This is a genomic window from Corallococcus sp. CA047B (assembly GCF_003612065.1).
Taxonomy (GTDB): domain Bacteria; phylum Myxococcota; class Myxococcia; order Myxococcales; family Myxococcaceae; genus Corallococcus; species Corallococcus praedator.
Genome location: NZ_RAWD01000039.1, coordinates 19745 through 40671, shown reverse-complemented (window position 1 = coordinate 40671; position 20927 = coordinate 19745). Strand labels below are relative to the sequence as shown.

At 72.3% G+C, this 20927-nt stretch carries 13 protein-coding genes; 4 read left to right on the top strand and 9 right to left on the bottom strand.

Annotated elements, in window-relative coordinates; translation table 11 throughout:
- Together D7X74_RS45000 and D7X74_RS09580 are read left to right on the top strand one after the other, a co-directional pair.
- On the top strand, positions 1 to 3373 hold a 3373-nt coding region (locus D7X74_RS45000), incomplete at its 5' end, for an AAA family ATPase (protein WP_120532622.1).
- 7 nt (positions 3374 to 3380) lie between these two features.
- Positions 3381 to 4265, top strand: a complete 885-nt coding sequence (locus D7X74_RS09580; RefSeq protein ID WP_120532621.1) for a methyltransferase domain-containing protein — start codon at positions 3381 to 3383, stop codon at positions 4263 to 4265.
- Here the strand turns inward: D7X74_RS09580 and D7X74_RS09575 are convergent.
- A complete protein-coding gene (locus D7X74_RS09575; RefSeq protein WP_233602040.1) occupies positions 4255 to 5043 on the bottom strand; it encodes an SDR family oxidoreductase in 789 nt (262 codons plus the stop codon). The two genes, D7X74_RS09580 and D7X74_RS09575, sit on opposite strands and share 11 nt — an antisense overlap.
- 170 nt (positions 5044 to 5213) lie before the next feature.
- Here D7X74_RS09575 and D7X74_RS09570 point away from each other — a divergent pair, with 170 nt between their 5' ends.
- Positions 5214 to 7334: an SEL1-like repeat protein gene (locus tag D7X74_RS09570; protein ID WP_120532619.1), complete on the top strand. Its 2121-nt coding sequence runs from the start codon at positions 5214 to 5216 to the stop codon at positions 7332 to 7334.
- Here D7X74_RS09570 and D7X74_RS09565 read toward each other — a convergent pair.
- Together D7X74_RS09565 and D7X74_RS09560 are read right to left on the bottom strand one after the other, a co-directional pair.
- The gene (locus tag D7X74_RS09565; protein WP_199741797.1) at positions 7297 to 8136 is read right to left on the bottom strand and encodes a 3-keto-5-aminohexanoate cleavage protein; all 840 of its coding nucleotides are present in this window, start codon (positions 8134 to 8136) and stop codon (positions 7297 to 7299) included. The genes D7X74_RS09570 and D7X74_RS09565 overlap by 38 nt on opposite strands.
- Before the next feature lie 79 nt (positions 8137 to 8215).
- Entirely contained in the window at positions 8216 to 10501 is a 2286-nt protein-coding gene (locus D7X74_RS09560) for a hypothetical protein (RefSeq protein WP_120532618.1), read from the bottom strand.
- Between the two features lie 282 nt (positions 10502 to 10783).
- Between D7X74_RS09560 and D7X74_RS09555 the strand changes: the two genes are divergently transcribed.
- Positions 10784 to 11326 carry a DUF2378 family protein gene (locus D7X74_RS09555; RefSeq protein ID WP_120532626.1) on the top strand — a complete coding sequence of 181 codons (543 nt, stop codon included), beginning with the start codon at positions 10784 to 10786 and terminating at the stop codon, positions 11324 to 11326.
- Here D7X74_RS09555 and D7X74_RS09550 read toward each other — a convergent pair.
- From D7X74_RS09550 to D7X74_RS09525, 6 genes are all read right to left on the bottom strand, one after another.
- Positions 11308 to 12057 carry a lysophospholipid acyltransferase family protein gene (locus D7X74_RS09550; RefSeq protein WP_120532617.1) on the bottom strand — a complete coding sequence of 250 codons (750 nt, stop codon included), beginning with the start codon at positions 12055 to 12057 and terminating at the stop codon, positions 11308 to 11310. The two genes, D7X74_RS09555 and D7X74_RS09550, sit on opposite strands and share 19 nt — an antisense overlap.
- Positions 12054 to 13022, bottom strand: a complete 969-nt coding sequence (locus tag D7X74_RS09545; RefSeq protein ID WP_120532625.1) for a 3-oxoacyl-ACP synthase III family protein — start codon at positions 13020 to 13022, stop codon at positions 12054 to 12056. The genes D7X74_RS09550 and D7X74_RS09545 overlap by 4 nt, the downstream gene beginning before the upstream one ends.
- Entirely contained in the window at positions 13019 to 14872 is a 1854-nt protein-coding gene (locus D7X74_RS09540) for a cyclic nucleotide-binding and patatin-like phospholipase domain-containing protein (protein ID WP_120532616.1), read from the bottom strand. The genes D7X74_RS09545 and D7X74_RS09540 overlap by 4 nt, the downstream gene beginning before the upstream one ends.
- Before the next feature lie 87 nt (positions 14873 to 14959).
- On the bottom strand, positions 14960 to 18160 hold the full coding sequence (locus D7X74_RS09535) for an efflux RND transporter permease subunit (protein WP_120532615.1): 3201 nt from the start codon (positions 18158 to 18160) through the stop codon (positions 14960 to 14962).
- 8 nt (positions 18161 to 18168) lie between these two features.
- Positions 18169 to 19368: an efflux RND transporter periplasmic adaptor subunit gene (locus D7X74_RS09530; protein ID WP_120532614.1), complete on the bottom strand. Its 1200-nt coding sequence runs from the start codon at positions 19366 to 19368 to the stop codon at positions 18169 to 18171.
- Positions 19356 to 20846: a TolC family protein gene (locus D7X74_RS09525; protein ID WP_120532613.1), complete on the bottom strand. Its 1491-nt coding sequence runs from the start codon at positions 20844 to 20846 to the stop codon at positions 19356 to 19358. Before D7X74_RS09525 ends, D7X74_RS09530 begins: the two co-directional genes overlap by 13 nt.
- Between the last annotated feature and the right edge of the window lie 81 nt (positions 20847 to 20927).

The following is a 20927-nucleotide window of genomic DNA, read 5'->3' as shown; positions in this document are numbered from 1 at the left end:
GGTGCGCGGTCCCTTCCGCGAGTACCTGCGCAGCTCGCTGGACCTGCTGGCGCAGCTGGCGCGCAGCCTGGGCATGGACCTGTCCAAGGGCGGCATCGCGCCGGAGGACCTGGAGTTCGTGCTGGACTACGGCTTCGACAACGAGGGCCGGCCCTACCTGGCCATGGACCTGCTGGAGGACGCGCGCACGCTGGTGGAGGCCGGCTCGGACGCGCCCCTGCCCACGCAGGTGGGGCTCCTGGTGCAGACGCTCCAGGCGCTCGCGTACCTGCACCGGCGCGGCATCATCCACCGCGACCTGAAGCCCGGGAACGTGCTGGTGGTGCGCGGCCAGGTGAAGGTGCTGGACTTCGGGCTCGCGGTGGGCCGCGACCAGGGCCGCCGCGCGCACCCGGCCGGCACCCCGGGCTACCTGGCCCCGGAGCTCTTCGAGGACCAGCCCCCGTCCGAACAGACCGACCTCTTCAGCTTCGGCGCCATGGCGTGCCAGATGTTCTTCGGGCGGCTGCCCCACGCCGGCCAGGTGTTCGCGACGCCGGACTTCCCGCCCGCGCTCAAGGCCGCGCTGGAGCAGCTGGTGGCCCCGGACGCCCACCGCCGGCCGCGTGACGCGGAGGCCGTCATCGCCGCGCTGTGCGCCGCCACCGGCCAGCCCGTGCCCGCCGAGTCCGCCGCCACCCGCGAGAGCTTCCTCCAGTCCGCGCGCTTCGTGGGCCGCGTGAGCGAGCGCGAGCACCTGAACGACGTGCTCGACCGCGCGCTCGCGGGCCAGGGCAGCGCGTGGCTCGTCGGCGGTGAGAGCGGCGTGGGCAAGTCGCGCCTCCTGGAAGAGCTGCGCTCGCTGGCGCTGGTGCGCGGCGCCGTCGTGCTGCGCGGACAGGCGGTGGACACCGGCGGCGTGCCCTACCAGGAGTGGCGCGCGGTGCTGCGCTGGCTGCCCATGCTCACGGAGCTGTCGGACCGGGACGCTCGCGTCCTGAAGCCGCTGGTGCCGGACATGGACACGCTGCTGGGCCACGCGGTGCCGGCCGCCCCGGAGCTGGACGCGGAGATGGCGCAGCTGCGGCTGCACCAGACCGTGGAGGACCTCTTCGGCCGGCTGCCCCAGCCCACCGTCGTCATCCTGGAGGACCTGCACCAGGCGCACAGCGAGTCCCTCCAGCTGCTCGCCCAACTCGCGGCGCGCGCCCCCGGGCTGCCGCTGCTGCTGCTCGCGAGCTTCCGCGACGACGAGGCCCCGCACCTGCCGGAGCGGCTGCCCGGGACCCGGACGCTGCGCTTGCCCCGGCTGGACTCGGAGGAGATCGCGCTCTTGGGTGAGTCCATGCTGGGCACCATCGGCCGCCGGCCCGACGTGGTGGAGCTGCTGCGCCGCGAATCGGAGGGCAACCCCTTCTTCGTCGTGGAGGTGGTGCGCGCGCTGGCGGAGGAGGCGGGCGGCCTGGACCGGCTGGGCGGCCGCGCGCTGCCGGAGCGCGTGTGGGCCGGCGGCATGCGCGCGCTGGTGCAGCGCCGGCTGGAGAAGGTGCCCCGGGAGGCGCGCGGCCTGCTGGACGTGGCGGCGCTGCTGGGCCGGGAGCTGGACCTGCGGGTGCTCCAGTGCGCGGCCCCGGGCGTGGACGTGGAGGCGTGGCTCACCGACTGCGCGGCGGCGGCGGTGCTGGACGTGGCGGACGGACGCTGGCGCTTCGCGCACGACAAGCTGCGGGAGCGGCTGTTGGAGGACCTGTCGCTCGCGTCCCGGCCCGCGCTCCATCGGCGCGCGGCGCAGGCGCTGGAGGCCGCCCACCCCACGGGCCACGCCGCGGCGCTGTCGTACCACTGGGGACAGGCCCAGGACGTGGCCCGCGAGGCGCTCCACGCGCGGCGCGCGGGCGAGGAGGCGCTGGCGGTGGGCGCGTGCCGCGAGGCCCTGCCCCTGCTCTCCCGGGCGCTGACGGTGGCTCCGCAGCCGACTGCGCTGGAGCAGGGCCAGGTGGAGGCCCTGCTGGCGGAGGCGCGCTTCCAGTTGGGAGATCTGGAGGCGTTCCGCGCTCACGCGCAGGCGGCGCTCGCGCACTTCGGCTGGCCCGTGCCCACGACGCGCGTGGGGTGGGTGCTGGGCACGCTGGGCCAGGCGCTGGTGAGGCTGGCGCAGAGTGCCCGGCCGGATGCGTACGCGGACGACTCGGTGAGGCGCCGCGAGGCCCGGCGGGTGGCGGGCCGGCTGCTGATGCGGCTCACCGACGCGTTCATCTACGCGCAGGAAGCGCTGCCGGTGCTCTGGAGCGGCCTGCGCATGCTCAACCTGTGCGAGCCCGCCGGGCCCACGCCGGAATTGGCGCGCGGCTACACGGTGATGGCGGTGGTGGCGGGCACGGTGCCGGTGCACCGCGTGGCGGACGCGTGGGTGAAGCGGGCGCAGGACGTGGCGGAAAGCGTGGGCCGCCCGTCGGACCTGGCCTACGTGCTCAACCGCAACGCGGTGTGCGCGGTGTACCAGGGGCACTGGCAGGACGTGGAGGCGTGGCTTGCGCGCGCGACGTCCATCGTGGACTCGGTGGGCGACCTGCGGTTGGCGGAGGAGTGCCGCGCGCTGCTCAACGTGGCCTGCTGCTACCAGGGCCAGTTCGCGCGCGGGCTGCCGCTGATGGACTGGCTGGAGGCGTCCGCCGTGCGCCGGGGCGCGGTGCAGACGCAGCACTGGGCCATGCACTACCGCGCGTACATCCTCTTGCGGCTGGGCGAACACGCGCGGGCCCGTGTCGCGCTGGAGCCGGCGCTGGCGTGGACGGAGGCGCACGGCGGGGCCACCGACCGCATCATCGTGGACGGCACGCTGGCGCTCTTGTGCCTGCGCGAGGACGACGCGGCGGGCGCGCGCGCGGCGGCGGAGAAGGCGCTGGTGCGGCTGTCGGCCGGCAAGCCGGTGGCGCACTTCGTCTACTTCGGCGCCATCACGGTGGCGGAGGTGCTGCTCACGCTGTGGGCGCGCGAGACGCCGGGCCCGGGGTTGCAGGCGCTCACGCACAGCGCCCGCGCGGCGCTCAAGTCGGTGGAGGACTTCGCCCGGGTGTTCCCCTTCGGAGCGCCCGCGGCGTGGCTGTGGCGCGGCTGCGAGGCGTGGCTTTCGGGCCGGCACGGCAAGGCCTTCCAGGCGTGGAAGCGGTGCATCGCGGAGGCCACGACGCGCCAGATGCCCTACGAGGCGGCGCGCGCCCGGCTGGAGTGGGCGCGGCACCTGGAAGTCGATGACCCGGCGCGCGCGGAGCTGCTGCGACTGGCGGTGGAGGACTTCACCCGGCTGGAGGCACGCGAGGACCTGGAGCGCGCGGTGGCAGAACAGGCACGGCCCAGGCTGACGGATGGCATGGCGGAAGGCACGGCGGGGTGATGACGCGATGATGCGAGTGGAGGATGTGGCGCTCCTGGCGTGTCCGGACTGCCGGGGCCGGCTGGTGTGGCACGGGCAGAACGAGGAGGACCGGCTCACCGAGGGACGCCTGCGCTGCGGCGGCTGCGGTGAGACGTGGGAGGTGGAGGAGGGGCGGGCCCGGCTGTACCGCGAGGACCGCGTGCGCGGCACGGACCGGCTGATGCGCCACATCTACGACGGGCTGCCCGCGCTGCATGATCCGCTGACGGCCCTGCTGACGCCGCTGTTCCAGTCCGTCTCCGAGTCGCGGATGCGCGACGGGTACATGCGGCGGCTGGAGTTGAGCGCGCTCCAGCCTCGCGAGGACGGGCAGCCGGTGCGGGTGCTGGAGGTGGGCGTGGGCGCGGGCGCCAACCTGCCGCGCATCCGGGGCGCGCTGCCGCCGGGGCTCGCGGTGGAGGTGTGGGGCCTGGACCTGAGCACCGGCATGCTGGCGCAGTGCGAGAAGCGGCTGGGCAGCAAGCGCCGGGGCCGGGGCCTGGAGGGCACCCGGTTGCTCCTGGCGGACGCGCACGCGCTGCCCTTCCGCGACGCGACGTTCGATCGCGTCTTCCACGTGGGGGCCATTGGCAGCTACCGCCAGCCCGCGGTGGCGCTGCTGGAGATGGCGCGCGTGGCCCGCCCCGGCACGCCGCTGGTGGTGGTGGACGAACAGCTGGATGCGAGCTTCCAGCCGTCGCTGTTCCAGCGCGCCGCCTTCCGCGCCCTCACGTTCTACACGCGCGACGCGAAGAGCCCGCGCTCGCTGCTGCCGCTCAACGCCGAAGGCGTCATCGAGGAACAGGTGTCACCCTTCTACTACTGCCTCACGTTCCGCGTTCCGTCGCTGGAGCCGGCCGTCACGGGTTGAGCACCAGGTCCAGCAGCCGCAGCGTCATGCCGCCGGTGAAGTCGATGGTGGCGCCGTTGAACCAGCCCGCTTCGTCGCCGGTGAGCACGGAGACGAAGCGCGCCACCTCCTCCACCGTGCACATGCGCCCCGCGGGGTTCATGGCCGCGTGGCGCTGCTCCAACTGGGCCAGGGCCTCCGGTGAGTAGACGTGGCGCAGCGCGGGCGTCATCACCGTGCCGAACTTGAGCAGGTTCACGCGGTGGCCCTTCGGGCCCAGCTCCACCGCCAGGTAGCGGATGTACATCTCCAGCGCGGCCTTGGCGGCGCTGATGAGGCCGGTGTTGCCCAGGTGCGTTTCGTCCAGGGGGTTCTGCAGGCCCAGGAGCCGCGCGTCCGGGGCCAGCAGGTCGCGCTTCACCAGCGCCTGCGTCCAGTACACGAACGAGTGCGCCATGCAGTCGAAGGTGCGCTCCACGCGGCGCGGGTGCAGCCGGTCCGGCCCCTCGGACAGGAAGCGCCCCACGGACGCGCCCGCGATGGCGTGGACGAACAGCTTCACGCTGCGGGGGCCCGCACGAGCGAGCAGGGCGTCCGCGCCGTCCTCAGCGGCTTCGGCGGTGGAGGCGTCCGCCTGCCGCAGGAAGAGGTCCCGACCCACCGCGCGCACGCGGGCCTCCATCTGGAGCGCGGCGTCCGGGTAGCGGCCCCGGTGCACGCCGAAGACGTCCAGGCCCGGGTTGCGCGCGACGGCTTCCGCGATGGCCGCGCCCGACCCTGACGAGACGCCCAGGATCAAAGCCCAGCGTGGGGCGGGAGGGGTTCGTGAGGGTGTGCCGTCCGGAGGAGTGTCTTCAGGGTGTCGTGGCACTTGCATGGTGTCCCAATCATAGGAAGCCGATGCGGGAACGGCTCGGACGACGGTGAGGGTCCTCGACCCGGCGGAGATGGGAGTGGAAGGATGGCTTCATGCCCTCATCCCGATTCCTCTTCGCGTGGCTGGCGGCGCCTGCCTTCGCGGTGCTCGTGGCCTGTGCCCACTCCTCTTCCTCCGAGGAGGCCGCGGAGGACCCGCTCTCCACGCTGTACCTGCGCACCTGCGGGGGCACCCGCGTGGAGGCGTGCTTCAACGGCGCCGAGCGCCACCTGAAGGGCGACGGCGTCGCGAAGGACGAGGCGCGGGCGGCCACGCTGTACGAGCTGGGCTGCAACGGCGGGGACCCGAGGAGCTGCGCGGGGCTGGGCGTGCTGAAGGAGGAGGGCCGGGGCGTCGCGAAGGACGCGGACGGGGCGGCGAAGTTGTACGCGCAGGCGTGCGAGCGGGGCATCGGCGAGGGCTGTGGACGGCTGGCGCTGCTGTACGGCGAGGGGCGCGGGGTGCCGAAGAGCGAGGCCCAGGCGGTGCGCTTCTTCCAGCAGGGGTGCGCCCACGACGACGGCCTGTCGTGCAACAACCTGGGCGTGTTGATGCTGATGGGCGGCTTCGGCCTCCCGCAGGATGTGGCCGGGGGCATGGGCCGGCTGGTGCAGGCCTGCAACCGGCAGGTGGCGACCGCGTGCGAGACGGTGGCCGGGGAGTTCGACTCGGGCACGCGCACGCGCAAGGACCCGAGGCTCGCGGCGAGCTACTTCCGTCAGGCGTGCGGCATGGGCTTGCAGAAGGCGTGCGAGCGGGCCTCCACGGCGGTGGCCGCGACACCGGCGCCGACCGCCACGCCCGAGGAGGGCGCGAAGCTGGAGAAGATCCGCGCGATGTGTGACGCCGCCGGCACGGGCGTGGGCAAGGGGATGGCGTGCTACCTGATGGGCGTGGCGTACGAGAAGGGCGCCTCCGTGAAGGAGAACCCGGGCCGCGCGACGGTGTTCTACAAGCACGCGTGCGACCAGGAAGTGCAGGAGGGCTGCGCGGCGATGCGGCGCATGTTGGGACTCACGCCCGAGGAAACGGCTCAGCCGGAGCCGAAGCAGTCGGTGCTGGAGTCGCTGCGGCTGGACCTGCCTTCCACGCCGCACGCGGAGCCGAAGCCTTCGGTGCTGGAGTCGCTGCGACTCCAGGGGAGCCCCCCGTCCCAGGGTGGGGCGGAGGCGCCGAAGCCCTCCGTGCAGGAGCCTTCCCCGTTCCAGAGCGGGGCTCCGGGGCCGAGCGCCTCGTCGCTGGATCCGCTGGTGCGGCTGGACACCGCGTGCAGGGCCGGACGGTCCGATGCCTGCACCCGCCGGGGCTGGCTCTTGAAGAATGGCGAGTCAGGGGCGGTCGCCAACGCGGTGCAGGCCCTGGTGGATTTCAAGAGGGGCTGTGTCGGAGGGGACGCTCCCGGGTGCATGGGCATGGCGAGCCTGTACCTGTTCGGTGCGCCGGGCGTGCCGCAGGACGAGGCCCTGGGGCAAAGCCTCCTCGAGCAGACCTGCTCGCGGACCCGGGGTGACGATGCCTGCCGCGCCCTGGCGGCGCATCTGTCGACCTCCGATGTCGGGCCCGAGAATCAGGCCCGGGTGATGCGGGCCCTGGAGCGGGGATGCTTCGTCCATGAGAGTTCCCGGGCCTGCTCCGAGCTGCTCTCGAACGCCTCGCGGTCGCAAGTCCCAGCGGAAAAGGAGCCGGCGAACCTGGAGCGCATCAAGCTCCAGGCGTGCAAGACGCGGCTGATGTCGGCATGCAAGGAATTGAACCTGATGGCGCCGTCGGAGGACCCGTTCGTGCGCACGCAGCGGATGGCGTGTGAGACCGGCCGCAATCCCGATGCCTGCGCCGATGCAGCCACCGCCTACGCGCACGGTGCCTTGGTGGCCCGCGACCTGACGAGCGCGCTCCGGTGGGGAGAACAGGCCTGCACGGGCGGTAGCGGCGCGGGCTGTCTGCTCCTGGCGCGAATGCACGATGACAAGGGGCTGGGACCCCAGGACCCGGTGCGCTCCGCGAACTTCGCCTCACGGGCCTGTGAGCGCGGAAGCTGGCAGGGCTGCGAGATGCTGGCGAGAGCCCTGCGCTATGGGCTGGGTGTCACCCAGGACGAACGTCGGTCCGACGAGGCCAAGCGCAGGGCCTGCGCGCTCATGCCCGAGAAACAGCGGTCCTCGTCCTGCCAGTGACGGTAGCGGGGTCCGCGCGCGCGGCGCTGTCCCTGGCGTCAGCCGGCCCGAGGCGCGCATCAACGCGATGGATCCGGTGACGTGGCCCACGCATGGGCCACGAGCGCGGCGTTGTCCGGGGCGGCACGTCCGTCCGGAAACACGAGGTGTCCTCCAACCCGATGCGCGCATCGAAGCCGTGCTGCCGTGCCCATGCGAGCACGGCCCACGCACCACCCTCGTCGCCATGGACGAGCAGGGGACGCTGGAGGCCCGTGGCACCCAGCGCGTCCACCAGCGTCCGGGCCTGCTGGCACGCGGCCTCCGGCTCAGGCGCCTGGGTCTCCACGAGCACGCGCAGGCACGCGGAAGCGCGCGGCCAGGACACGAGGCGCGGGACGTCCTCCGGGAACCACACGCCCGCTTCGACGCCGATGCCCGCGTCGAGCAGCGTGTCCGCGATGGAGGCCCAGCCGGACTCGGAGAGGTTGACGGAGGCGAAGTCGGGTCGGGCGTCGGAGGACAGCGTGGCCCATGCGGCGATGCGCGCGCGGCGTGCCTCCACGTCCGGAAGCATCCACGCGCCGGTGCTGACGCCCACGGGGACGCCGGGACAGGCGCGACGGATGGCCACGACCGCCGCGCCGATGTCGGCCGTGTGCAGGGACTCGGCGCCGCGTGCATCGCGCGGATGCACGTGGAACGCACCCGCGCCCGCCGCGTGACAGGCGGCGGCCTCCCGCGCGAGCGCTTCGGGTGTGACAGGCAGACACGGATGCGCGGTGGCCGCGCGGGCTCCATTGAGACAGGCTTTGAGCAGCATCGGTGTCCACCCTTCCTGGCGACACGGGGCGCGGCCAGGAAAATGCGCCGCCCCCGTCCGTGGAAGACACCGGCCCGCTTCAGAGCGCCGTGAGCAGGAGCTCCTCCTGCTCCCCGACCTTGAGGCCGAGCAGCGGCTGGACCTCGTCGCGGAAGCCCCAGTGCCGCGCCAGCTCCACCAGCCACGCGACGGTGGCCGTGAGCCGGAACGGGTTGGACCCCGCGTCCTCCAGCGGCTCGAACGCCCGGGCGATGATCGACTGCTCCGGCTCATCCGGGAGCGGGCTGCGCGCATCGATGGCCTGTTGCAGGTCCTGCAGCGCGTGCGTCAGCCGCTGCCAGATGACGAAGATGTTCCCGTAGGGCTGGCCCCCCGTGTCGCCGCCGTACTTCGACGCCCCCTCCATCACCCCCATGAAGGTGCCCGCCGTGGGGCCTCCACCCGAGTGCCGGGACTGCTCCCAGTTCCACGCGACGAGGCCCCCCGCGCCCAGTTGCTTCTTGAGGTGGGCCCCCACGCTGTTGGTGATGAACTCCTTGGACCAGCCCTTGCCCTGCTGCAGCAGGTACGTGTTCCACAGCGGCGTGTAGAGCTTCTGGCGCACCGAAGGGGACTCCCGCGACGCGACGGAGTCCCGGGGCAGCGCGCGGGCCAGGGCCACCGCGAACGCCTGACGCTCCACCTCCGGGTCGGTGCCCATCTTCCGGAGCACCTTGCGGAACGTGGCGGCGTCGAGCCGCGCCTCGAAGCGGGCGGTGACGCGGGTGCCGCGCGGGACGGACTGGAACAGCCTGCTCAGCGGTTCGACGGAGGCATCATCGCGGAGCGCGCCCCAGACGCGGGCCTGATCCGCCAGCTCCTGGAGCGACAGGCTGCCCTCGACACGGGATTGCGCGAAGAAGGCGTAGTCGAACGCGTCCGCGCTCGGCCGGGTGGAGAACGCCGGCATCTGCGCGTTGAAGTCGATGCCCTGGAGGACCTTGTTCCCCGCGAGCCAGCCCTCGTGCTGGTAGGAGCGCGTGCCCTGGAAGGCGTAGCGGCGGGGCCCGTGCGCATGGTCCCGCGAGGCGTGCTGGGTGACGGCCTTCAATTGCTTGCGGTCCTCCACCTTCGCCAGGAACATGTCGCGCCAGCCCAGCCCGAAGCCCCGGGTGCGCTGCATGCCGGTGGTGCGCATGTGGAAGTAGCGGCGCACCCACGCGTCCTTCGTCCGACGCTGGATGCTGGCCAGGTCCCCGGAGATGAGCGCTGCGTGCACGCTCCCCAGTTCGTCCGCGGGCACCTCCAGCTCCATCAGCGTCGCGTCCCCGGCGGTGCGGGCGTATTCGTATTCGAAGCCGGCCTGCAGCGCGGTGGCCACGCCGTCCTCGATGAGGCGCTTCAGCTCCGTGTGCACCTGCTTGACGGTGGCCAGGGTCCCGTCCAGCTCCTGCTTGAAGCCGAGCGCCCCGAACAGCGAGGTGGCGACGGGCACCAGCACGGTGCCCAGCGTGCCGCTGTCCAGGCCCTCGACAATCTTCGACACGCTCTGGGCCTGGGCGGTGTCCGCCACCGCCCCCAGCAGCGCGGCGAGCACCGGCGAGGCGACGTCCAGCGTCACCCCCACCTTCATGCCGGCGGACACCTGGGACGTGATGGCCTTGCGGATGGAGATCTGGAACGCACCGCCCCCTTCCGCGCGGGAGAAGACGAGCCGCAGCTCATCCTCCAGCTTCAGCTCCCCGCTCAGGCTGGCGCCCACCTCGGCCTTGAGCTGGAGGGCGACCTGTCCACCCACGCGCCGCGCGAGCGAGGCCACCACCGTGGACGTCACCGCGGGCCAGGACAGGATGAGCCCGGCCTTGAGCTGGATGCGCGTCTGGAAGGACAGCGCGTCGCCCGCCACCAGGGCCTGCACGTCCTCCAGGAGGAAGGGCAGCCGCAGGGACTTCACGTCGTCGCGGAGCGCGTCACCCAGGGTCCGGGTGGGGACGTGCCGGCGGTAGTCCGCCACCAGCACGTTGACGGCGCCGCTGCCGCTCAGGGCGACGAAGGGGAAGCTGCCCTCACCGCTGGCCTGGGCGTTGAGCTCCGCCGCGTACTTCAGCCAGCACGCGGCGCCGTCGGGCGTGAAGAGCGGTTCGGGTTCGGTGCCGTCGGGGTTCCCCGTCGCCCGGCCGATGACGCCGTGGGCGTCCGCGTCCTCCTGGCCGTTGAAGAGCTCGACGGGCACCCGGAGCGCCGCCTTCAGGGACACGGAGCCCCCCGGCAGCGGGATGGCCTTCGCGACGCCCGCCTCCGCGCTGCACACCGCCTGTCCATGCGCGGCATCACCCAGCGCGAGGTCCAGCGTGTTCGTGGCGGGTACGTTGATGCTCCAGCTCATGTCATGCCCCCCCAGGGTCGACCGCTGGACCAGCGTCGCACGCGGACGGACGCGGGACCGTCTGACCCGGGGGAGGTGGGTGTGTTGGTTCGCGGGCACCGGCGGGGGGCAACCCCCCACGTCGCCTTCCCCAGGCGACACGTCGCGTCGCATGGCGGATCCGGTGTCCTTTGGTCAAAATCTTCATCACCCCGGGGATGTAGGGGTTGTTCACAAGTCCGCGACGGTCTAGCCAGGAGGAACTGAACCGCGTCCCCCCGAGACGTGGCGAAGGAGCACCGGGTGTCCTCTCAGAATGAGTTCGTGTTCGGCCATACGGTCGAAGGATTGCTGTTGGCCTTGCAGGGCCGGATGGATGAGCCGTTGCGGGCGAAGCTGAAGGCCGCCGGGCTGGACCTGGAGCGCAAGCTGGAGCCGGCCTATCCCAACGCCGTGTGGCAGCGGTTGCTGCAACTGGGCGCGGAAGAGCTCTTCCCGGGCGTCCCCATGAAGGAGGCGCAGTGGCTGCTGGGCGAGCGCTTCGTCGAGGGCTACTTCGAGACGAACATGGGGCGGGCCCTGAAGGGTGTCCTCAAGCTGTTGGGACCGGCGCGGGCGCTGGAGCGCACCTCCCGCAACCTGGCGTCCGGCAGCAACTTCCTGCACGTGGAGGTGCAGAAGGTGTCGGACACGGACTTCCGGATCCGCGTGAACGAGGGCGGGACCTACCCGGAGTTCATTGGCGCCATCTGCCACTTCGGCACCATGGCGACGGGCGTGAAGGGCCTCACCACCGTCGTGGAGTCCCGCGACGGGCGCGCCGCCATCTACCGCGTTCGCTGGTAGCGGGCCGCGTCCAGCAAGCCCTGCACCGCGCCCGTCACGTCGCGGTGCACCGTGAGCAGCGCGTCCCGGTCCGCCGCGTCGAAGCCGGGCGCCAGGTGGCGCGTGAGGGGCTCCCCCACCCACTGCGTCATCTTCACCGGGAACGGCAGGGACAGCGGCCACAGGCCCGTGGCGCCCACGCCCAGCCACAAGGGCAGACGTCCAGGCAGGCTCAGGCGCTTGCCCCAGGCATGGCCGTCATTCAAACCCACGTAAGCGTCGTCCATGCCGTGGCCCGCGATGGGCACGATGGGCAGCCCGTAGCGCACGGCCAGCCGCAGGTAGCCCAGCCGCTCCCCCCAGTCCACGCGGTAGCGGTGCCGGAAGTCGCGGCAGCCCTCGCGCGTGCCGCCCGGCTGCACCAGCACGTGTTCGCCCTTCGCCACCGCCTCGGCCAGGCGCGGTCCGTCCCCGGTGACGAAGCCCAGTCCGTCCGCCACCTGCCGCATTCCGGGGATTGCGTCGAACGCGCCATGCGCGATGCCGTGGGGCAGGTAGCCCAGGCGGTCATGCAGCGTCACCGTCAGCATGCACAGGTCCACCGCCAGGGGCCGTCCGTGGTAGCCCACCAGCAGCTTCGCGCCCGGTTGCAACAGCGGCTCCAGGTTCACCACCTCATAGCGGTGGTAGCGCTGGAGCAGGCGGAACGTCGCCAGCCACGCGGCCCTCGCCGCGCTCCCCGTCGCCGTCACCCGCCCACCCGGTACAGCACCGCGCCGTGCGCCACGCCCGCGCCCACGCCCACCAGCAACACCCGGTCCCCCGGCTTCACCGGGCGCGTGCGCCACAGCCGGTCCAGGCCCGTTCCCAGCGACGCGGACCCCACGCTGCCCACCGTGTCCACCACCGTGACGCTCTTCTCCGGGGGAACCTCCAGCGCCTGGAGGATGGCCGCGAACATGCTTCCGTTCGGCTGGTGCGTGAGCACCCACTCCACGTCCGCCACCGTCAGCCCCGCGCCCTGGAGCACCGCCGTCGCCGCGCGCGTCAGCGCTCCCAGCGCTACGCGCGTCATGTCCTTCGCGGGCGTGAGGAAGCGCATCCCTCCGCGCTCGCCCGTCAGGTGCGGGTTGTCCAGGACGACGTCCGGCGGCAGCGTGCCGTCGTTGCCGAACGCCGCGCCCAGCACGCCCTCGCCCGGCCGCGCTTCGCCCAGCACCACCGCCGCCGCCGCGTCGCCCAGCACCAGGTAGGGCCGGGGGTCCTCCGGCCGCGTCGTGCGCGACAGCAATTCCACCGACACCACGCCCACCGGCCCCAGCCCCGTGGCCACCGAGCGCGCCGCCAGGTCGAACGCGCTCAGGAACCCCATGCACGCGTTGCCCACGTCCATCGCGTCGCACGTCCCGGCCAGCCCCAGCGCCGCCGCCACCCGACTGCCATTGGCCGGCGTGGTGACGTCCCCACCCATGGAGGACACGAAGAGGATGCGCTTGAGCGCCGTGGCCTCCAGGCCCGCCGCGTCCAGCGCGCCCTTCAGGGCCTGGGCCCCCAGGTCCGCCGCGCGTGTCCCCGCCGGGGCGAAGTGCCGCGTGCGGATGCCCGTCTTCTTCTCCACCTCCGCCGGGTCTCGGCCCACGCGCGCGCACAACTCCGCGGTCGTCACCGGCGGGCCGGGCAGCACGCTGGACGTGCCGAGGATGCGAACGGGAATCACGCGGCCCTCCTTCCGCCGGACGGATTCCGGCGCACGCGCAGGGACTCCCACGCCTGCTTGAACTCCAGCAGCTTCTGCTCCAGGGCCATGTCGCGCGCGGCCTCGTCCAGCACTTCGTCCACGTGCGTGAAGCGCATGGAGCCCAGCAGCGGATGGTCGCGCGTGCCCACGTCGTAGCGCAGGTCCCCGCGCGCCGACTCCAGGTCGCCACTGCGATGCAACAGCAACACACCGCTGGTCAGCAGGTCCATGGCCCGCGCCACCGGGTTGAGCGCGGAGAGGAACAGCCCCACCGGTCCGGGCAGCAGCGGCCGCGCCGCCTGGTGGTGGCCCGCCGGGAAGATGTTGCTGGAGAAGACCAGGTCCGCGCCCGCGTTGAGGAGCACGTCCACCGGCACCATGCTGGTGAAGGCCCCGTCCACGTACCGCGCGGGCGGCTGGAGCGTGGGGGCCCACACCCCCGGCGCGGAGCCACTGGCGCGCACCGCCAGCGCGAGCGGCCCCTGCTCCAGCACCACGCAGCGGCCCGTGGTCAGGTCGGTCGTCACCGGCAGGAAGCCCGTGGGCAGCTCCTCCAGCGACAGGCTCCCCAGGTCGCCCCGCACCAGCCACTCCATGGCCTGCGTGGTGACCACCGACGACAGCGCGGCGGCGGACAGGTGGCCGCTCCTGGCGCGGTGGCGCAGCCGGCGCAGGCCATCCAGGCCCTCGCGTCCGTCGCGCGCGGTGCCGCAGAAGTACGCGCCCACCAGCGAGCCCATGCTGGAGCTGCTCAGGAAGTCCACCGGCACGTCCAGCGCCGTCAGCCGCCGCAGGATGTGCGCGTGGTAGAAGCCCCACACGCCCCCGCCGCTGAGCGCCAGTCCCACGCGCCGGCCGGTGATGGCACGCGCCCAGCGCGACAGCGCATCCCGCGTGCCCGCGTCCAGTCCCAGCGCGGCCAGCGGGCGCGTGTCCCCGGGTCGCACCACCAGCCGCTCCCAGTCCAGCCGCAGCCGGCAGATGGGCGGCGGCGCGTCCGCGTCCCAGCCATCCTCGTCGGGCAGGGGACGGCCCCGCAGCGTGGGGCTGGCGCGCGGGCGCCACGGCGACAGGAGCACCGTGGGCAGCACCGATGCTCCGGCCATGCCCACGGCCGCGTCGCTGGAGGCCACGAGCCGCACCTCGCGGACCGTCACGCCGTCCGGCGCCGCCAGCCCGTCCAGCAGCACGCAGTCGAAGTCCCCGTCCGGCGCCATCGCGGCGCAGGACTCCAGCGTGCCGGGCCCCACGGTGCGGCGGAACACCCCGTCCGGCCCCCGCACCGCGGCCTCCGTCCGCTTCGTCCCCGCGCGCACCAGCAGCACGCGGTCCCCGAAGTCGTGGGCCATCACCTTCGCCACCAGCTCCACCAGCACGGACAGCGCGGCGGGCGGCAGCTCCAGGCCCTGCGTCCGGAACGTCACCACGTCCGTGCGCGGGCCCGTCGCGAAGACGCCGTGGCGGGGCGCGCCCGCGGCGAGCTCCAGCTCCGCGCGGGGAATGAACAGCGCCTGCGACGCGGACACCGCCGTCACCGTGACAGGCCAGATGCCCCGTGCGAGCGCTTCCACGCCCAGTGACATTCCCGAGCGCAGGTGCAGGAGCACCGTCCCTCCCGCCGTCACCTTCCATTCGCCCGAGCGCAGCAGGTAGACGCCGTCCACCTCCTGGCCCTCCTGGCACACCCCTTCACCGGGAGCGGGCTCCACCGGTCGTGCCCTCCCCAGCAGGCGTAGGAGGACGGACGTGCGGGTGTGGCGCAGCGCGGGCGCCTGCTTCAACGTGTACAGCCACCGACGCCGCTCTTCGACCGTGAGGGGAGAAGCCATGCGTCGCCCAAGGATAACCAGGACCCTCCGCCGCCGGATAGCGCAGCGGAGTGCCTGCCCGCTGTGCGGGTCGGTATCCGCGATCTTCTACGCGGGCTGCGGCCGGTGTGGATCCCTCCCAGGAGGGATGGACGGCGGCGGGTTTTTCGGGGGGCCCCCCGTGGAGTTACCGGGCTTGCGGTGTTTCAGGACCTTGGTGCGCGCGCCCTCCACCAGTGCGTAGAGCACGGGGATGAAGATGAGGTTCACGAAGGTGGAGAAGAGCATCCCGCCGAAGACGGTGGTGCCCAGCGACTTGCGCGCCGAAGCGCCCGCGCCGCTGGCCAGCATCAGGGGCACCACGCCGAAGAGGAAGGCGAAGGACGTCATCAGGATGGGCCGCAGGCGCGTCTCCGCCGCGTTGATGGCGGACTCCACGACGCCCTGTCCCTGCGCGCGCAGTTGTTCTCCGAACTCCACGATGAGGATGGCGTTCTTGGACGCAAGGCCCACCAGCATCACCAGCCCCACCTGGCAGAACACGTCGTTCACCAGTCCACGCGCGCCCTGAAGCAGGAGCGCGCCCATCATGGCCACGGGCACCGCGAGCATGACGACGAAGGGCAGGGCGAAGCTTTCGTACTGCGCGGCCAGCACCAGGAAGACGAACACGATGCCCAGCGCGAAGATGACGAGCACGGTGTTGCCCGCGCTCTTCTGTTCCGCGGACAGGCCCGTCCATTCGTAGGTGAAGCCCGTGGGCAGCGCCTGCTTCGCCACGTCCTCCATGGCCTGGAGCGCCTGCCCGGTGCTGACGCCGGGGGTGCCCTGGCCGTTGATGTTCGCGGAGCGGAAGAGGTTGTAGTGGGTGATGTTCTGCGCGGTGGCCACGGGCGTCAGCTTCACCAGGTTCTCCAGGGGCACCATGCCGCCCCCTTCCGCGCGGACGTAGAAGCTGCCGATGTCCTTCGGGTTGTCGCGGAAGGGCGTCGCGGCCTGCACGAACACGCGGTAGACGCGGTTGGCGAAGGTGAAGTCGTTCACGTACTGGCTGCCCAGGTACACCTGGAGCGTGGAGAACAGCGAGGACAGGGGCACGCCCATCGCCTTGGCCTTCTCGCGGTCCACGTCGATGTTGAGCTGCGGCGAGCCCGCCGTGAACGCGGAGAACACGCCTCTCAGGCGCGGCTCCCGCGCCGCCGTGCCCACCAACGCCTGCGTCGCCTGCGCCAGCTCCTCCAGGGAGCGGCCGCCCTGCTGGTCCTCCAGCACGAACTCGAAGCCGCCCACGCTGCCCACGCCGCGGATGGCGGGCGGTTGCAGGGGCAGCACGCGCGCGCCGCCCACCTGGCCCAGCGGACCGCGCAGGCGCTCCACCATCCCGGCCACGCTCTCCTCCTTCTTCTCGCGCTCCTCCCAGGGCTTGAGGTTGATGAACAGCGAGCCGTAGTTGGCGCCCGTGCCCAGGAGCGAGAAGCCGCCCACGGTGAAGATGTCCGTCACCTCCGGCTGCTCGCGGATGATCTCCTCCACCTGGAGGAGCACCTGGCGCGTGTACTCCAGCGACGTGCCCTCCGGGCCCTGCACCGCGATGATGAGGTAGCCCTGGTCCTCGTCCGGGATGAAGCCGGACGGCGTGGCCCGGTAGAGCAGCCCCGTGGCGACCAGGAACACGACGAACGCGGCGACGACGAACCACTTCGCCCTGCCCAGCATGAAGCCCAAGAGCTTCCCGTAGCCGCGCCGCAGGGAATCCAGGCCGTCGTCGAACTTGCGCGCGAGGACGAACTTCTTGCCCTCGTTGCTGCGCAAGAGGCGCGCGCACAGCGCGGGGGACAGGGTGAGGGCGACGAGCGCGGAGAGGCTGATGGAGAACGCGATGGTGAGCGCGAACTGCCGGTAGATGGCGCCCGTGGTGCCGGGGAAGAAGGACACCGGGATGAACACCGCGGAGAGCACCAGCGCGGTGGCCACCACGACGCCGGACACCTGCTGCATGCCCCGGGTGGTGGCCTCCTTCGCGTCCACCTTTTCGTGCTCCATCACGCGCTCGACGTTCTCGATGACGACGATGGCGTCGTCCACCACGAGGCCCGTGGCCAGCGTCAGGCCGAAGAGGGTCAGCGTGTTGAGCGAGAAGCCGAACGCGTTGACGAACATGAACGTGCCGACGAGCGACACCGGCAGCGTCGTCACCGCGACCAGCACGCTGCGCCAGCCGTGCAGGAAGATGAAGATGACGAGGATGACCAGGAGGATGGCCTCGCCCAGCGCGTGGAGCACCTCCTTGATGGAGGCGCTCACCGCCAGCGTGGTGTCGAACGCCACCTTGTAGGTGAGGCCGGGCGGGAAGGTCGCGGACAGCCGCTTCAATTCCTTCTCCACGCCCTCGCGCACCTCCAGCGCGTTGGAGCCCGGAAGCTGGGTGATGCCCAGACCCACCGCGTCCTGGCCGTTGAAGCGCAACAACTGCTGGTAGCTCTCCGCGCCCAGCTCCACGCGGCCCACGTCGCGGATGCGCACGAGCGCGCCTTCCGCCCCGCGCTGGATGACGATGGCGCCGAACTCGCTGGCGGACGTCAACTGCCCCTTCACCTGGAGCGACAGCTGGTACGCTTGGTCCTTGGAGGAGGGCGCCTGGCCCACCTTGCCCGCGCCCACCTGGACGTTCTGTTCCTGGAGGGCGTCCAGCACGTCCTGGGCGGTGAGGCCGCGCCGGGCCAGCTCCGTGGGATCCAACCACAGGCGCATGGCGAAGCGGCGCTCGCCGAAGATGCGCACGTCGCCCACGCCCTTCACGCGCAACAGCGCGTCGCGGATGAAGACGTCCGCGTAGTTGCTGACGAACTCCGTGTCGTAGCGCTTCTGCTGGTCGTAGACGCCAAAGGAGACGAGCAACTGCGTCTGCGCCTTGCGCACGGTGACGCCCAGCGCGTTGACCTGCTGGGGCAGCTGCGGCGTGGCGGTGGCGACGCGGTTCTGCACGTCCACCGCCGCCAGGTCCACGTCGCGCGACGGGTCGAAGGTGGCGATGATGGTGCTCTGGCCGTCGTTGGTGCTGGTGGAGGACATGTAGCGCATGCCCTCCATGCCGTTGAGCTGGCGCTCCAGCACCGTGGTGACGGCGCTCTCCACCGTCTCCGCGGACGCGCCGGTGTACGTGGCCGTCACCTGCACCTGGGGCAGGGCCAGCTCCGGGTACTGCTCGATGGGGAGGTTGGGGATGGAGATGGCGCCCACGAGCGTGATGAGGATGGACAGCACGCTCGCGAAGACCGGGCGTTTGATGAAGAACTCGGAGAAGTTCATGGCAGTCCCTAGCGGCCCGCGTCCGCGCCGCCGCCCGTGCCTGGCGCGGAGGTGTCGGGCATGCCTTCCGTGTGGCCCTGCTGCGCGGGCTTCGCCGTGATGGGCATGCCGTCGCGCAGTTGCTGCACGCCGCTGATGACCACCTGCGTGCCCGCGTCCAGGCCCTTGAGCACCTCGTAGTCGTTGCCCTCCACCAGCCCCAGCGTCACCGGCTGGCGCTTCGCCACGGTGCCGCCGTCGCTCTGTCCCACCACCATGGCGAAGGACTGGCTGCCCTGCCGTGTCACCGCGGTGGTGGGCATCTTCAGGGCCTCGCGCACGTCGTAGACGAGCTGCGCGCGCACCAACTGGCCAGCCCTCAGGCCCATGGTGTTGACGAAGGCGGCCTTCACCTCCACCAGCTGCGTGGCCGGGTTGGGCGTGGTGGCGACGAAGAACGCGGGCGCGCGGACCACGGGCTTGCCGTCGTCGTCCAGCACCTCCAGGGGCGTCTGTCCCAGCTTCACGCGGCTGGCCTGATCCACCGGCACCTGCACGGACAGCTCCAGCGCCCGGCTCTGGTCCACGATGGTGAGCGCCGTCTCAGAGGACACGTAGTCGCCCAGCTTCACCGGGATGTCGCCCACGATGCCGTCGAAGGGGGCGCTCACGCTGAAGAAGCCCAACTGCACCTGCTGGTTCTGAATCTGTGCCTCCGCGGCGCGGGCCTGGGCCACGGCCTGCTCCGCCTGGGCCACGGCCTGCTCGTAGTCCTGGCGGCTCACGAGGCCTTCCTTGAGCAGTTGCGCGCTGCGCTCCCGCGTCTTGCGCGCGAACTCGCGGCTGGCGACCGCGGAGGCCTTCTGCGCCTGGGTGGCGCGCAGGGTCGCCCGTTCCTGACGGGGGTCCACGACGAGCAGCACCTGGCCGGAGCGCACCGTGTCCCCGGGGTGCACGGCGATGGATTGCACGTAGCCGGCCACCTGCGGGAAGACGGTGATGCTGCGCCGGGAGATGAGCGTGCCCACGTACTCGCGGGTGTCGCGCACCGGGCCGGGCTGGACCTGGAGCACCTGCACGGGCAGGGGTTTGCCGCCGCCCTGTCCCTGCTGGCCACCCTGGGGGCCGCCACCGGGCCCGCCCTGTCCCCCTTCCTTTCCGCCGCTGCAGCCGCCCGCAAGCGCGAGCACGAGTCCCCATGCGCCCCAATCACCCCTCACCACTCGCATGCTGCCTCCGACAAGAATGCGTCCACCTGCGCCTGGCGCAGTTGGAAGTCTCGAATCACGAGCGCCAGCTCCGCCTGTCGCAGGGCCCCGGCCGCGTCCACCAGCTCGAGGCTCGTTCCGGTGCCCACCTCGAAGGCGCGGCGGGAGAGCCGGTCATTCTCCTTCGCGAGGTTCAGCTCGCGGTCCGCCAGGGCGCGCGTCTCCTGGCTCACCTGCACGGCGCGCTTCGCCTGGGTGACCTCCACGACGACGTTGCGCTCGCGCGCGACGACGTCCGCGCGGGCCTGCTCCAACTGGCCGCGCGTCTGGCGCAGCCGACCCTCGCGCGCGCCGCCGTCCCAGAAGGGCAGCACGAGGCTTGCGCCGATGTTCCAGATGGGCACCTCCGCGAAGCCCGGGTTGACGGTGAGCGCGGTGGTGTTGCTGGTGAGGTCCAGCGTGGGCGCGTACTGGCGCTTCACCTCGCCAATGGCGCGCTCGGCCACCACCAGCCGGGAGCGGGCCGCGGCGATGTCCGCGCGGCGCTCCAGCGACTCCAGCGGGTGGCAGGTCTGGCTGGCGCCCTGGAGCAGGGTGTTCAGCTCCAGCCCCTTGGCCAGGCCCACGGCGGAAGGTGTGCCCAGCGCGAGCCCCAGGGACTCGCGCGCCTGGCGCAGGTCCTCGTCGCCCGTCACCACGTTGCGGCGGGCGGCCTGCGCGTCCTGCTCCACGCGCACGACGTCCAGGCGGGTGCCGGCGCCCAGCTCGAAGCGGCGCTGCGCGAGGGCCAGCCGCTCCAGCGCGGTGCGCAGGTTGACGCGGTTGACCTCCGCCAGCCGCTCCGTGGAGGACACGGAGACGAGCGCCTGCGCGAGGCCGCGGGTGAGCTGCCGGCGCGTCTCCGCGAGCGACAGGGCGGCGGTGCGCCGGTTCTCCTTCGCGCTGCCCAGGGCGTAGAGGCTGGCCAGGTCCACCAGCGGCACGGACGCGGCGATCGTGCCCACGCCCAGCAATTCCGTGGGGGTGATGCCGCCGCCGGTGCCCACGCCGCCGCCAAGGCCGCCGCCAGCGCCACCGCCGATGGCGACCAGGCTCGGGTTGAGCACGTTGTACTGGGCGCCCAGGGTGCCGGTGACGCTGGGCAGCAGGTTCGCGAGCGCGATGCGCCACGTGCCCGCGGCCACTTCAATCTGTCCCAGGGCGGCCTGCAGGTCGGTGGAGCGCTGGCGCAGGAGCGTGAGCGCCTGGTTCCACGAGGTGAGCTGCAGCGGCGCGGTGGATGCCGGGGCGAGCAGCGGATCCGACACGTTCGCCTCGAAGGGCGGCGGCACCTCCGGCACGTCCTGCGGATCCTGGGTGGGCTGCGGGGTGGGCGTGGCGCGAGGTCCTGGCGCGGTGTCCTGGGCCACGGCCCGGGGCTGTTCAGGGCCGGGCTGGGCGGAGACCACGCCGGAGGCTCCAAGCTGGGCCAGCAGGGCTGCGAACGGGAGGGCGTTCATAAAGGGTGCTCCCCAGGTAGGGGCGAAGCCATGCCCCCGCCACGGGGGCGCCCCCGTGGCGCTCCAATGGACAACACAGTC

Bases quoted from the DNA above. Each gene is read 5' to 3' on its own strand.
- D7X74_RS09565 (WP_199741797.1), bottom strand. From the start codon at position 8,136: ATGCTGCTCAAAGCCTGTCTCAATGGAGCCCGCGCGGCCACCGCGCAT.
- D7X74_RS09530 (WP_120532614.1), bottom strand. From the start codon at position 19,368: ATGCGAGTGGTGAGGGGTGATTGGGGCGCATGGGGACTCGTGCTCGCG.
- D7X74_RS09540 (WP_120532616.1), bottom strand. From the start codon at position 14,872: ATGGCTTCTCCCCTCACGGTCGAAGAGCGGCGTCGGTGGCTGTACACG.
- D7X74_RS09525 (WP_120532613.1), bottom strand. From the start codon at position 20,846: ATGAACGCCCTCCCGTTCGCAGCCCTGCTGGCCCAGCTTGGAGCCTCC.
- D7X74_RS09580 (WP_120532621.1), top strand. From the start codon at position 3,381: ATGATGCGAGTGGAGGATGTGGCGCTCCTGGCGTGTCCGGACTGCCGG.
- D7X74_RS09560 (WP_120532618.1), bottom strand. From the start codon at position 10,501: ATGAGCTGGAGCATCAACGTACCCGCCACGAACACGCTGGACCTCGCG.
- D7X74_RS09535 (WP_120532615.1), bottom strand. From the start codon at position 18,160: ATGAACTTCTCCGAGTTCTTCATCAAACGCCCGGTCTTCGCGAGCGTG.
- D7X74_RS09570 (WP_120532619.1), top strand. From the start codon at position 5,214: ATGCCCTCATCCCGATTCCTCTTCGCGTGGCTGGCGGCGCCTGCCTTC.